Source organism: Methylophilus sp. 42, from assembly GCF_000384155.1.
Lineage (GTDB): Bacteria > Pseudomonadota > Gammaproteobacteria > Burkholderiales > Methylophilaceae > Methylophilus.
Genome location: NZ_KB913031.1, coordinates 717645 through 731451, shown reverse-complemented (window position 1 = coordinate 731451; position 13807 = coordinate 717645). Strand labels below are relative to the sequence as shown.

At 51.6% G+C, this 13807-nt stretch carries 12 protein-coding genes; 7 read left to right on the top strand and 5 right to left on the bottom strand.

Translation table 11 applies throughout. The features are described 5' to 3' along the window. The first annotated feature begins 60 nt into the window (after positions 1-60). Positions 61-894: an inner membrane protein YpjD gene (locus tag MET42_RS0103545; protein WP_019881405.1), complete on the top strand. Its 834-nt coding sequence runs from the start codon at positions 61-63 to the stop codon at positions 892-894. 135 nt (positions 895-1029) lie between these two features. Next, a complete protein-coding gene (locus MET42_RS0103540) occupies positions 1030-2124 on the top strand; it encodes a porin (protein WP_232411267.1) in 1095 nt (364 codons plus the stop codon). Between the two features lie 5 nt (positions 2125-2129). On the opposite strand, the gene MET42_RS0103535 is transcribed toward MET42_RS0103540, so the two are convergent. From MET42_RS0103535 to pssA, 4 genes are all read right to left on the bottom strand, one after another. Continuing rightward, positions 2130-2798, bottom strand: coding sequence for an HAD family phosphatase (locus MET42_RS0103535; RefSeq protein WP_019881403.1), 669 nt, complete (start codon positions 2796-2798; stop codon positions 2130-2132). Positions 2799-2833: 35 nt separating this feature from the next. Next, on the bottom strand, positions 2834-3727 hold the full coding sequence (gene yedA, locus MET42_RS0103530; protein ID WP_019881402.1) for a drug/metabolite exporter YedA: 894 nt from the start codon (positions 3725-3727) through the stop codon (positions 2834-2836). Between the two features lie 91 nt (positions 3728-3818). Then, the gene (locus MET42_RS0103525) at positions 3819-5351 is read right to left on the bottom strand and encodes a 2-isopropylmalate synthase (RefSeq protein WP_019881401.1); all 1533 of its coding nucleotides are present in this window, start codon (positions 5349-5351) and stop codon (positions 3819-3821) included. A 139-nt stretch (positions 5352-5490) separates the two neighbouring features. After that, positions 5491-6279, bottom strand: coding sequence for a CDP-diacylglycerol--serine O-phosphatidyltransferase (gene pssA / locus MET42_RS0103520; protein WP_019881400.1), 789 nt, complete (start codon positions 6277-6279; stop codon positions 5491-5493). 157 nt (positions 6280-6436) lie between these two features. Between pssA and tgt the strand changes: the two genes are divergently transcribed. Continuing rightward, on the top strand, positions 6437-7627 hold the full coding sequence (tgt, locus tag MET42_RS0103515) for a tRNA guanosine(34) transglycosylase Tgt (RefSeq protein WP_019881398.1): 1191 nt from the start codon (positions 6437-6439) through the stop codon (positions 7625-7627). 746 nt (positions 7628-8373) lie between these two features. On the opposite strand, the gene MET42_RS0103510 is transcribed toward tgt, so the two are convergent. After that, positions 8374-9021, bottom strand: coding sequence for a hypothetical protein (locus MET42_RS0103510; RefSeq protein ID WP_232411265.1), 648 nt, complete (start codon positions 9019-9021; stop codon positions 8374-8376). 191 nt (positions 9022-9212) lie between these two features. Between MET42_RS0103510 and yajC the strand changes: the two genes are divergently transcribed. The 4 genes from yajC (at position 9213) to MET42_RS0103490 (ending at position 13761) form a co-directional block, all read left to right on the top strand. Beyond that, complete coding sequence (yajC, locus tag MET42_RS0103505) at positions 9213-9527, top strand: preprotein translocase subunit YajC (RefSeq protein ID WP_019881396.1); 315 nt, start codon at positions 9213-9215, stop codon at positions 9525-9527. A gap of 45 nt (positions 9528-9572) precedes the next feature. Then, the gene (gene secD / locus MET42_RS0103500) at positions 9573-11402 is read left to right on the top strand and encodes a protein translocase subunit SecD (protein ID WP_019881395.1); all 1830 of its coding nucleotides are present in this window, start codon (positions 9573-9575) and stop codon (positions 11400-11402) included. Positions 11403-11446: 44 nt separating this feature from the next. Continuing rightward, positions 11447-12391 carry a protein translocase subunit SecF gene (gene secF / locus MET42_RS0103495; RefSeq protein WP_019881394.1) on the top strand — a complete coding sequence of 315 codons (945 nt, stop codon included), beginning with the start codon at positions 11447-11449 and terminating at the stop codon, positions 12389-12391. A gap of 98 nt (positions 12392-12489) precedes the next feature. Continuing rightward, positions 12490-13761, top strand: coding sequence for an HlyC/CorC family transporter (locus tag MET42_RS0103490; RefSeq protein WP_019881393.1), 1272 nt, complete (start codon positions 12490-12492; stop codon positions 13759-13761). Positions 13762-13807 lie beyond the last annotated feature (46 nt).

Sequence of the window (13807 nt, the reverse complement as noted above, 5' to 3'; positions counted from 1 at the left end):
TGCTAAACATCGCGCGCACCACTGTTACCGCGCTGGTCGAATGCAGCGAGTTTTGCCATAATGCCAGGCATGACTCAACACCTGCTTCCTTACCTGATTGTCGCGTTTGTCTATATGGCGGTGGCGCTGGATTACTGGCGTATTGCCACACAGGGCAAACCAGTCGATGAAAAAGCCTTTCCGTTTCAGCTACACAGCGCGATGGTGGCGCTGGGCCTGGCCATGCATGGCGGGCTGCTGTACCGCGACATTTTTGCCATTGGCTCGCTGAATCTTGGCGTTTACTACGCGCTCTCTGCCATTCTATGGCTGACCGTGCTGATTTACTGGCTGGCAGATTTAAAACACTCACTGCGTAGCCTGCAAGCCTTTGTATTACCGCCTGCCGCCCTGTTTGTGCTGATGCCCGGCTTTGCGGTGAAAGACTACTATGTAGATACGCACGGCTTCACCTTGTTTAACCTGCATATCCTCATCGCCATTGTGGCGTATAGCCTGTTTACCTTTGCGGCGTTGCATGCCTGCCTGATGCGCATGGCCGAGCGCGCCCTGCACCAGAAAAACAGCTGGCTGGCCTTGCCTGACTTTCCGCCACTGATGGTGCTGGATGCCCTGCTATTTAAAGTATTGCATGTTGGCTTTGTGTTGCTGACCATCACGCTGATTAGCGGCATGCTGTTTAGCGAAGAGATTTTTGGCAAACCCTTGCAGTTTAACCACAAAACTATTTTCTCCATTGCCTCGTGGCTGATTTACGCCTGGCTCTTGTTTGGCCGCTTTAAATACGGCTGGCGCGGCAAAGTCGCCACACGCTGGACGCTGCTGGGTTTTGCTTTATTACTGCTGGCCTATATTGGTAGCCGCTTTGTGCTGCACGTAGTGCTGGGTCGCTAAACGGCTGCACCACCAGAACTACCCTGCTTTCCCCTTGCTGTCCGGCACAATCACATACAACACATTGCGCTATGTTTATGTGATTGATAGGTGCAGCCCTTTATTCTGCTGGCACCTGTTGTTTGGATGCTCAGCATGAAACCCTCTTTATTATCGATTACGCCTTTATTCTGCCTGGCGCTGACTGCTCAGGCAGACGAGGTACAAACCCCTGCCAGCCATAGCCCGGTACAGCTAAGTGCTTACCTTGAAAGCTACCTGATCCACGACTTTAACGACCCGGCCAATAACAGGCGGCCGAGATTCGTCTACAGTCACAACGTCACCGACAGCCCCAGCATCAACCTGGCCATGCTGAAAGCTGCGCTGACGACTGAACGCTTACGCGGCAACCTGGCGCTGGGCAGCGGCACCTATATGCGCGCCAACTATGCCGCCGAGCCACATGGCTTGCGCAATATTTATGAAGCTAACCTGGGCCTCAAACTTTCCAGCGAACACGATCTATGGCTGGATATCGGCGTCATGCCATCCCATATTGGTTTTGAGAGTGCAATCGGCATGGATAACTGGACGCTGACGCGCAGCCTGATGGCAGATAACTCGCCCTATTTTGAAACAGGCGCGAAACTGAGCTACACCACCGAGGATGGTAAGTGGCTGGTCAGTGGCCTGCTGCTCACCGGTTGGCAGCGCATACACCGCCCGGATGGCAACACGACGCCAGCCATCGGCCACCAGCTCACCTATAAGCCCAGCGATAAACTCACCATTAACAGCAGCTCATTTATCGGCAACGACAAATCAGACGCACAACGCCAGATGCGCTATTTTCATGATTTTTATGTGCAGTGGCAGCTGAATGAGCAATGGGGATTGATCACAGCATTGGATATCGGCGCCGAACAGGCTGCGCCCGGCAGTGATCGTTACAACGTCTGGGTCAGCCCGAATATGGTGCTGCGCTACACCTACTCAGACCGCCTGCAATTTGCAGCGCGGCTGGAACACTACAGGGACAAACATGGCGTGATCATCAGCACAGGCACCAACAACGGTTTTCAGACCACCGGCTATTCAGTCAATATGGATTACCGACTTAATACACGCATGGTGTGGCGTAATGAACTACGCCAACTAAATAGCCGCGACGCCATCTTTGATAAAAATGGCTCGCGGCTGGTGGACAATAACTTGATGGCAGTGACCGCACTAACCATCAGCTTTTAGAAATATTAACGCAGGCTGATTAATGGCCAGCCATGTTCGCTGGCATAGGCAGTTAGTGTCGGGTCAGCATCCACTGCAACAGGATTAGTCACCAGTTTCATCAATGGCAAGTCGTTATGTGAATCGCTATAAAAATAACTGGTTTCAAAATCTGCCAGGGTTTGGCCGCGCACCGCCAGCCAGTCATTAAGACGCGTCACCTTGCCTTGCTGGAAGCTGGGCGTGCCACTGACGCCACCAGTAAATTGGCCGTCAACCATTTCCGGGTCGGTGCCAATCAGGTTTTCAATGCCATAGGCAGTGGCAATCGGCTTGGTGACGAAGCTATTGGTGGCCGTAATCACCATGCACAAATCGCCATTGGCTTTATGCTGGTTGACCAGGTCTTGCGCTTTCTGCGTCATCATTGGGCGAATTACGGTGTCCATGTATTTTGTGTGCAATTCGTCCAGAAACGACTTGGGATGTTGCGATAACGGTTGCAACTGGAACTTGAGGAAAGCATAAATATCCAGGTTACCGTTTTTATAGTCTTCGTAAAACTGCTCGTTGCGCGCCTTGTGTTGCTCAGCATCCAGCAGGCCTTCGCTGATCAGGAATACGCTCCAGTTATAGTCACTATCCCCCGCCAGCAGGGTGTTGTCCAAATCAAATAACGCCAGGTTTTGCTTCATACAATCAGTTTCTTTAGATAATTAAACAATGATGATTAAACGATTTGTTCGTCGGGCACCGCTTCTTTGGTCGCAGTTAGCACCAGAAACACGCCGACCAGAATCACGGCCAGCGCAATATACTCCATCAGGTGAATCTGCTCATCGGCAAACCAGACGCCGACCACAAAGGCCACAATTGGATTGACAAAGGTATTGCTGCTGGCAACCATGGGCCGCACGTGGTGTAGCAACCAGTGATAGGCAGAAAACGCCACCATGGAGCCAAGCACGATCAGGAAAGCAATCGCTGCCCATGACCGCGGCGTGACTTGTGCTGGCCATTGCTCGCCAAATATCAGGCTAAATAGCAAGGCAATCAGGCCGCCGCACAGCATCTGGCTGGCAGCGCCCATCAGGCCTTGCGGCATGGCCATATGCTTGCTCCATACCGAGCCCAGCGACCACGAAGCGGCGGCAAACATCAACAGGCCAGCACTGAGCCAATCCCCTTGCAGGCTACCACGCGTATTCAGCAATAAAATACCGCCCAAGCCAATGCCAATCCCCAACCACTCGCGGCGGCTGATTTTGTGCCCCCACGCGCTAGAGAAAATCGCCATCCAGATTGGTGCAGTGGCAATGGCCAAGGCGGCAACACTGGATGAGACATGCAATTGCACATGTGACACCGTACCATTACCCAGCACAGGCAATAGCAGCCCCACCCAGGCCGCACCACGCCATTGTATGCGCGTGGGCGCCGCATGGCCAAAACCACGCAAGATGATATAAAGCAAAGACCCGGCAATCGTAAAGCGTATGCCCACCATCGCAAACGGTGGAAAGCTCTCAATCGCATACTTGATTGCGAGATAAGTAGAACCCCAGATAAAGTAGGTACAGGTCAGCGCAATGATCACCAGCAACCAATGATTTCTCTGCGTCATTGCGACTTGCCCAACCTTTCATCCACGAATATTAAATACAAAAAGAAAACGCTTGCCACCCATCAGCAGCAAGCGTTAACTCAGAGCCTGCTTACACCTGCGGGTTCAATTTTTCTGCTTTGGCATACAGCTTGTTCAAGCCGTTCAAATAGGCTTTGGCTGAAGCGACCACAATATCGGTATCCGCGCCCTGGCCATTAACGATGCGGCCACCTTTAGACAAGCGCACCGTCACCTCGCCCTGTGCATCGGTGCCGCTGGTGATGTTATTCACCGAATACAGCAACAGCTCAGAGTCACTTTGCGCCACATTTTCAATCGCTTTAAAGGTTGCATCTACCGGGCCACCGCCATCGGCTTCTGTGCGCTGCTCCACCCCGTCGACACTCAACGTCAGGATCGCATGTGGAATCTCGCCAGTTTGCGACGCCACTTGCAGGTAAGACAATTTGAACATCTCGCGCGTATCTTGCACCACCTCGTCACTCACCAGCGCATGCAAGTCTTCATCGAAGATTTCAGACTTTTTATCGGCCAGCTCTTTAAAGCGCGCAAACGCAGCGTTCAAGGCATCTTCACTTTCCAGTTCAATGCCCAGCTCTTTCAAACGGGTACGGAAAGCATTGCGGCCAGACAATTTACCCAGCGTGAGCTTATTGGCACCCCAACCCACGTCTTCGGCCCGCATGATTTCATACGTTTCACGGTGCTTGAGCACGCCATCCTGATGAATGCCGGACTCATGCGCAAACGCATTGGCACCGACAATGGCCTTGTTCGGCTGCACCGGGTAGCCGGTAATGGTAGAGACCAGCTTGGAAGACGGCACGATTTGCGTGGTATCAATGCGCGTGCTCAGGTTGAAAATATCGCTGCGGGTTTTAATCGCCATGACAATTTCTTCCAAGCTGGCATTACCTGCGCGCTCACCCAGGCCATTGATGGTGCACTCGACCTGGCGTGCGCCATTCATTACCGCTGATAGCGAGTTGGCCACGGCCATGCCCAAGTCGTTATGGCAGTGCGTAGACCACACTACTTTGTCCGCGCCCTTAACGCGCTTGAGCAAAATGGCAAAACGCTCGCCCCACACTTCCGGGATGCTATAACCCACGGTATCCGGCACATTGATGGTTTTGGCACCGGCCTCAATCACGGATTCAAACACACGCACCAGAAAATCAATCTCGGAACGCACGGCATCTTCGGCAGAAAACTCTACGTCTTCAGTATATTCGCGTGCCCATTTCACCGCTTGCACCGCGCGCTCGACCACCTGGTCTTCGCTCATGCGCAACTTGTTTTCCATATGGATCTTGCTGGTGGCAATAAAGGTATGGATACGGCCCTTAGCCGCATGCTTGATGGCCTCACCGGCACGGCGCACGTCATTTTCACTGGCACGCGCCAATGAACACACCGTAGAGTTTTTGATAACTTTGGCGATTTCTGAAATCGCATCAAAATCGCCTGGGCTGGCTGCCGCAAAACCGGCTTCGATCACATCTACGCCCAGCTTTTCCAACTGGCGCGCAATGCGGATTTTTTCTTCTTTGGTCATCGCCGCGCCCGGGCTTTGCTCGCCATCACGCAACGTGGTATCAAAAATAATAATGTGTTCCATGAGTTTTCCTAAACCTAACAAGCGAATTTTACTCGCTTGTCCTACAAATGACCATCATACTGCGAGGCACAACCGCCTGGCGACTCGTCCATAAAAAAACGCGCCAGAAACAGCGCGTTTTTATCAACCTAACAATCACTTAAGCAGCGTTCTTTGCTTCCAGCCGTTCACGCGCCCACATGTAATATCCAGACAAAGCGTACACAAACACCACGCTGAATAACACTTCTGGCGGACTGTATGAAATCAGCACAAAGGCCAGCACCACCGCCAAAATAGCGACAAACGGGACGGAGTGTCTGAGGTTAATATCTTTACCGCTATAAAACTTGAGGTCAGACACCATGGAACCAGCAGCAAATACGGTCAGGAACCAGGCGATCCACTTCACTTGCAAGGCGCCAAAGAAAATTTCACGGCCATCAATATTGTATTCATAAGACACCCAGACAAATCCGGCAATGAGCGCTGCCGCAGCTGGACTAGGCAAACCCTGAAAGTAGCGCTTGTCCTGAAACGGGTCGTCCAGCTTGGTATTAAAGCGTGCCAGACGCAAGGCCGCACAGGCGCAATAAATAAAGGCTGCAATCCAGCCCAATTTATTCATCGGCTGCAAGGCCCACACATACATAATCAGCGCAGGCGCCACGCCAAACGACACCATATCGGCCAGGCTGTCATACTCAGCCCCAAACGCACTCTGCGTGTTCGTCATGCGCGCGACACGACCATCCAGGCCATCCATCACCATGGCAATAAAAATCGCAATCGCTGACTGCTCAAAATGCAGGTTCATCGCCTGCACAATGGCGTAGAAACCACCAAACAGTGAGGCAGACGTAAACAAGTTAGGCAGCAGGTAAATGCCACGCTGGCGCAGACTGGTGTGCTGCTCGCGACGTGACAGGCGGTTTTGTGGGTCAACCATAAAGGACTTTTTCAGAATTGCGGAATAGCAGCATTGTTGCGGGCAATCACAAAAAATGCAAGCGCATCCGGCGATTGCAGGCGCCCGCGCAGCGTCAGAAGCTGGTCACACAGCTGTGGTAAAATAGGCGTTTATTTCAGCCAGTTATCGCCCTTTCATGCAGTTTTCCTTACACAATACCGACGGTCTTGCCAGACGCGGCACCGTTAGCCTGCCACATGGCGAGGTACAAACCCCGGCATTTATGCCAGTCGGCACATACGGCACGGTTAAAGCCATGTCGCCGCAAGAGCTCAACGAGATTCAGGCGCACATTGTGCTTGGCAACACTTTTCACCTGTGGCTACGCCCGGGCTTGGAAGTCATTGCCGCGCATGAAGGCCTGCACAAGTTCATGGGCTGGGATAAGCCACTCCTGACTGACTCTGGTGGTTTTCAGGTGTGGAGCCTGGGTGACTTGCGTAAAATCAGCGAAGCAGGCGTTAAATTCAAATCCCCTATTAATGGTGATAGCTGTTTTCTCACCCCTGAAGAATCCATGCGCATCCAGCGCGTGCTCAACAGTGACATCGTCATGATTTTTGACGAATGTACACCCTACCCGGCCAGCCACGACCAGGCACGCAAATCGATGGAACTCAGCCAGCGCTGGGCACAACGCAGCCGTGATGCGTTTAATGTCTACCAAACGCAAACCATAGCACACACCCTCACCATGCTCGGCGGCCCTGAAGAAGTGGCGCAATTACGTTCAGACAATACACCTACCAATGGCAATGCATTGTTTGGCATCATCCAGGGCGGCATGTACGAAGACCTGCGCGATATTTCGCGGCAAGGCCTGGAAGCCATCGGTTTTGACGGCTACGCCATCGGCGGCCTGTCGGTTGGTGAACCTAAAGAAGATATGCTGCGTATTCTGGCGCACACCGCGCCGCAAATGCCCAAAGACAAACCACGCTATTTAATGGGCGTCGGCACGCCAGAAGACCTCGTCGACGCCGTCAGCTACGGGATTGATATGTTTGACTGCGTGATGCCTACGCGCAATGCACGCAATGGCTGGTTGTTCACACAATATGGCGATGTCAAAATCAAGAATGCTAGCTATAAAACAGATACGCGTCCGCTGGATGCCGACTGTGAATGCTATACCTGCCAGAACTTCAGCCGTGCTTACCTGCACCATTTATACCGCATAGGAGAGATTCTGGGCGCGCGATTAAATACCATTCATAATTTGCATTATTACCAAGTGTTAATGCAAGGCATGCGGGCAGCAATTGAAGAAAATCGTTTTGAGACGTTTAAAGCGGAGTTTGCTCGTAAACGGGCGGAAAAGCGTTAGCCTCCTCATTTAGCATTAATGTAAAAGATCGCTCTTCTCGCCGTACTGGTGGATTGACTAAAATTCTTTTTCGCCTCTCGGCGAGTCACTTTCTGATGCTTGCCCCTCAGAAAGTAACCAAAGAGGAGGGCACCCAGCCATCACGGCCTTCGGCTTCCTTGCGTTGCTCGACAAAACAAGCGGTCACGAAACTCGCCCTAGCAGCTTGCACACGACGCAAACTGCCGCGGAGCTCAAACAGTCGCTCCCTTCTCTCTTGTTTTGTCTCCGCTACTCAGCGTGATGGAATGGGATTTATCTCGCCAAACTCACATCGCAGAAATGCGGACGGTTCAAAAATCAGATTTTTTTGTTAAATCCGCTAAAGGATGGCGCTCGTAGGTTTTCGGGGCCCCCATCTGCCGCGCCGAGTAGCGCAGGCAAAATAAGGAGAAAGGGAGCGACTGTTCGAATCCCGCAGTAGCTCACGTTGTATGTGAGCTACCAGGTTGAGTTTCGTGACCGCTTATTTTGACGAGCAACGCAGGAAACAAGCGGGAGCTGGGGTGCACTTTCTTTTGGTTACTTATTCTTTGTGCAAGCAAAGAAAAGTAAATCGCCGAAAAGGCGAAAAGCAACCGTCAAACCAAAGAACAACCTTTTATTGCAATCACTACACCTTCGCCATCCACACCCAATAAAAAAGCCAGCACGCAAACAGGTGCTGGCTTTTAAACGTTGACTGACATCACTAACCAAATTGCAAATCAGGCTTTTTTGCGCAGACGCAACCAAAGCGGCACCAGGCCAACCGCAAACAAGGCCATTGGTTCAGGTTCAGGCACCATGGTCGCCGTACGGAAAATCACTTCACCTAAACCAGGCTGTGGACCACCATCAGTGGTCAGGATTTCCATGTGTACGTAACGGGTAGAAACGTCACCGAAAGTAAATGCCTGACCAGGGTCTGCCGCAGTGTAATTCGAACCTACCGCAGTAAAGCCACCCAGTAAACCGCTATTGCCATTGCTAAAGTCATTGTCATTATCGGCATATAAATTAAATTGCAATACCGAGCCAGTATTGGCGGTCGCCCATAACCCGATGGCATCGATATTGTACACAGCCCCCAGGTCATAACTAAAGCTGCCAAAAGCGCCTACACTGAAACCTGAGTTTAATGCGGACAGGCCATCGTGCGTCGTACCGGCGACAAAGCTGTCAAAGTCTGTCACACCTGCAATATAGCCTGCAGATAAGCCCGACTGGTTGATCTGATTCACCAGTGCATACGAGCCACCAAAATCAGATGTTGACGCGCCCACTGTCGCTGGCTGCACAATCACCCCTGCTTGCGCCAACTGGCAAGACATCGCCAAAGAAACTGCTGCCAAACACTTTATATAATGTTGCATACGCTCCTCCAATTTTTTAAAAATAGTCATGAACTGCCTTTGGTCGCCAACCACAATAGCGACCAACCATTAAAATACTTTTACAATTCACAGTCAAGCGTTATTGCGCAGTCATACAGATCGCTGATGACAGATTAACAAGGCTCTATGATAGAATCATGCGTTATTTTCAGTATGACTTAGGAATAGATATGTTTATCAGCAACGCCTACGCAGCTGGCGCCCCAGCCACCGACATCATGAGCTTTTTGCCTATGGTGGTGATTTTTGTCTTGTTTTACTTTATGTTGATCCGTCCGCAGATCAAACAGGCAAAACAGCATAAATCCATGCTGGAAACCCTGAAGGCTGGTGATGAAGTGGCAACCACCGGTGGTATCGTTGGCAAAGTGACTAAAGTGAGCGAAAACTTTGTCAGCATTGAAATCGCTGCCAATACAGTGGTCAATGTGCAAAAACACACGGTGCAGACCCTGTTGCCAGCGGGCACATTGAAGTCCATTTAACCCACACAAGACGCGCTTGTCTTTCATTCTGAACTAGAGTTTGTTATGAACCGTTATCCGATATGGAAATTCGTGCTGATCGGCACAGTGTTTATCATTGGCCTGCTGTACACGATCCCCAACTTTTTTGGTGAATCGCCAGCGGTGCAAATCAGCCCGGCCAAAACCTCACTCAAAGTAGATGAGAGCCTGCTACAGAGAGTGGAAGACACGCTGAAACTGGCCAACATCCCGTTTGACGGTTTGTTTATGGATGCCAGCGGCGTGAAGGTGCGTTTTGCCAACACGGATACGCAATTGCTGGCTAAAGACAAACTGGTTGGCAACCTGGGTAAAGACTACACCGTGGCGCTCAACCTGGTACCACAAACACCAAACTGGCTGCAAAGCATAGGCGCCAAGCCGATGTATTTGGGCCTGGACTTGCGTGGTGGTGTGCACTTTCTGCTGCAAGTGGACATGAAAGCGGCGCTGGATAAAGCTGCAGAAAGTACGGTTGGCGACTTCCGCATGTCTTTGCGCAAGGAAAAAATCAATTACTACGGCATTGAGCGTCAAGGCCAGGTGGTGGTGATTAAATTTGAATCAGAAGCGGAAGCAACCAAAGCACGTAATCTGTTAGCCAAAGACTTTTCTGACCTGACCTACAAAATTGCAGGCAGCGATAAAGACTTTAGCGTCACGGCCAGCATGAGCGCGGTAGCACAAAAACGCATCCAGGAATTTGCGCTCAAGCAAAACTTGCAAACCCTGCATAACCGGATTAACGAATTGGGCGTGGCTGAGCCTATCGTGCAACAACAAGGCGTGGACCGCATTGTGGTGCAATTGCCTGGTGTTCAGGACACGGCCAAAGCCAAAGAGATTCTGGGCCGCACGGCAACGCTGGAAATCCGCATGGTGGATGAAGAAAAATCCGACATGGCAACGCTACAAAAGGCGCAAGCTGGCCAGGTGCCCTTTGGTGACGAATTGTTTTCTGACCGTGAAGGCCGCCCGGTACTGGTGAAAAAGAGCGTGGTGCTGACTGGTGACCGCATCACCGATGCAGGCCCTGGCGTGAATGGCCAGAATGGTTCTTCCGTGGTCAACGTGACCCTGGATGGCCGTGGTGCAGGCATCTTTAAAAACGTGACCCGTGAAAACGTCGGCAAACGCATGGCGATTCTGCTGATTGAAAAAGGCAGCACCGAAGTGGTCACGGCGCCGGTGATTAACGAAGAAATTGGCGGCGGTCGCGTACAGATTTCCGGCATGGCGAATGCCCAGGAAGCCACCGACATTTCACTGCTGCTGCGTGCGGGTGCACTGGCGGCACCGATGGAAATCATCGAAGAACGTACCGTTGGCCCAAGCATGGGTGAAGAAAACATCAAACGCGGCGTGCATTCTACGCTGTGGGGCTTTGCTGCGATTGCAGTGATGATGATTGTTTACTACATGGTCTTTGGTGGTGTTTCTGTCATGGCACTGGGCGTCAACCTGTTGTTGCTGGTGGCAATTCTCTCCATGCTGCAAGCGACACTGACCTTGCCAGGCCTGGCAGCGATTGCGCTGGCACTGGGGATGGCCATTGATGCCAACGTGCTGATTAACGAGCGTATCCGTGAAGAGCTGCGCAACGGCAACACGCCACAAGCCAGTATCCACGCGGGTTACGACCGCGCATTCGATACCATTCTGGACTCCAACGTCACCACACTGATTGCGGGTTTGGCCTTATTTATGTTTGGTACCGGCCCAATCAAAGGCTTTGCCGTGGTACACGTGTTAGGCATTATGACCTCCATGTTTAGTGCCGTGCTGGTCTCCCGCGCGCTGGTCAATTTGTTGTACGGCTACCGCCGCAAGATCGAGCATCTGCCGATTGGTTAATCGCCATCGCATCGCCGCTGACAACGCATAAAAGAGAATAGATTATGGAATTATTCAGAATTAAAAAAGATATCCCGTTCATGAGTTACGGGCGTCTGACCACCTCGATTTCGCTGATTACCTTTATATTGGCGATCTTTTTCCTGCTGCATCGCGGCCTGAATTATGGCGTCGACTTTACTGGCGGCACGGTCATGGAGGTGCACTACCCGGCTGCGGCCAATATTGAGCAGATCCGTCAGGTGATGGATGGTGTTGGCCTGAAAGATGTCACCGTACAAAACTTTGGCTCTAGCCAGGATGTACTGATCCGCCTGCCGGTGAAAAAAGAGCTGTCAATCGCGCAATTGTCCGAAAAAATCTCAAGCGCATTAAAGGCGGCAGATGCGGGTGCAGAAATTCGCCGCGTTGAATCCGTCGGTTCACAAGTCGGTGAAGAGCTGTATGAAAACGGCGCACTGGCCTTGCTGCTGGTGTGTGCGGGTATCATGGGCTACCTGGCATTGCGCTTTGAATGGCGCTTTGCGGTGGCCGCGATTATCGCCAATATGCATGACGTCATTATCATTCTCGGCTTCTTTGCCTTCTTCCAATGGGAGTTCAACCTCACGGTACTGGCGGCGATTCTCGCGGTATTGGGTTACTCCGTGAATGAATCCGTGGTGGTGTTTGACCGCGTGCGTGAAAACTTCAAAAAGATGCGTAAAGCGAGCGCGGTGCAGGTGATCGACAATGCGATTACGCGCACCATGTCGCGCACCATCATCACCCATATGATGACGCAGACCATGGTCTGCTCCATGCTGTTCTTCGGTGGCGAAACCTTGCATAACTTCTCACTGGCACTGACTATCGGCATTTTGTTTGGTATTTACTCGTCAGTACTGGTCGCCTGCCCGATTGCCATGTGGCTGGGCGTGAGCCGCGCCAACCTGATTGGCGACACCGAGAAAAAACCGAAAGAAGATGAGGCGGCCGTTGCGCCTTAAGTCATTGCCTTTTAAGCGGCATCGATAAACTGTCACGATGCTTGATTTTTAGCCACTGGTGGGTACACTAGTGGCTTCTTGTTTTCAACTCCACTCTTTTGGACAACATCCCATTAAGCTGGCAGATTGGTCTGCTCTTGCTACTGCTGTCACTGACAGCCTTTTTCTCCATCGCCGAAACCAGCCTGATGTCGCTCAACCGTTACCGGATGCGGCACCTCGCCAAAGAAGGTCATCGCGGTGCCAAACTGGCCAGCCGCCTCATTGCACAAACCGATAAAACACTGGGCGCCATTCTATTAGGCAATACCTTTTGTATCGTTGGCTCCTCTACCTTAGAAGTCGTGATTTCAGAGCGCCTGTTTGGCGAAGGCGACTACGTCCTGATGTTTGGCTCGTTGGCCATCACCTTTGCCATCCTCGTCTTCAGTGAAATATCGCCTAAAGTCATCGCCGCCGCACATGCCGAAAAACTTGGTTTTGCCAGCAGCTATTTACTCTACCCCATTCTCTGGCTGTTCACGCCTGTGGTCTGGTTTGTCAACTTATTCGTCAAAGCCTTCCTTAAATTGCTGGGTGTACGCGTCAATTTTGACGAGCAGGCGCAATCAGTTACCACCGAGGAGTTACGCAGCATTGTCAGCGATGCCGGGCAATATATTCCTTCGCAAAGCCGCACCATTCTGCTGAACCTGCTAGACCTCGAAGACATTATTGTTGACGACGCGATGACCGCGCATACCATGGTTGAATTTATTGACCTCGACCATACGATAGACCAGATTATGGAACAACTGGCGCGCAGCCATCACTCGCGCCTGCCGGTGAGGCAAGGTGACCACGAAGACATCGTCGGTATTTTGCATGTGCGCAAGGTGCTGCCTCTGCTGCGTGATTTTCACATCGGCAAAGCACCAACCAAAGCACTGCTACAGGCGGCCATGAGCCTGCCTTACTATATTCCGTCCGGCACTCCGCTTTACACGCAATTGCAACAGTTTCAGAAACGACATGAACGCATTGCGCTGGTCGTCGATGAATATGGTGAGTTCAAGGGCTTGCTGACACTGGAAGATATTCTAGAAGAGGTGGTGGGGGAATTCACCACCCAGTCACCCGAGCATGCCAGCCATTTCCATCAACATGAAGACGGCAGCTGGCTGGTCGATGGCGGCAGCCTGCTGCGAGATCTCAACCGTAAATTGAAACTCTCCCTGCCTACTGACGGTCCACGCACATTGAATGGTTTAATTCTTGAGCACTTTGAAGGCATTCCGGAACCCGACACCAGCTTTAAAATCGGTGAACATAAGCTGGAAATCCTCGACGTACAGGACCGTATCGTCAAGCGCGTCAAAATTTATCTTTAAAAAGCCGGACTTCTCCTGCATCAGGCCCTTGAATTTTTCAATACAA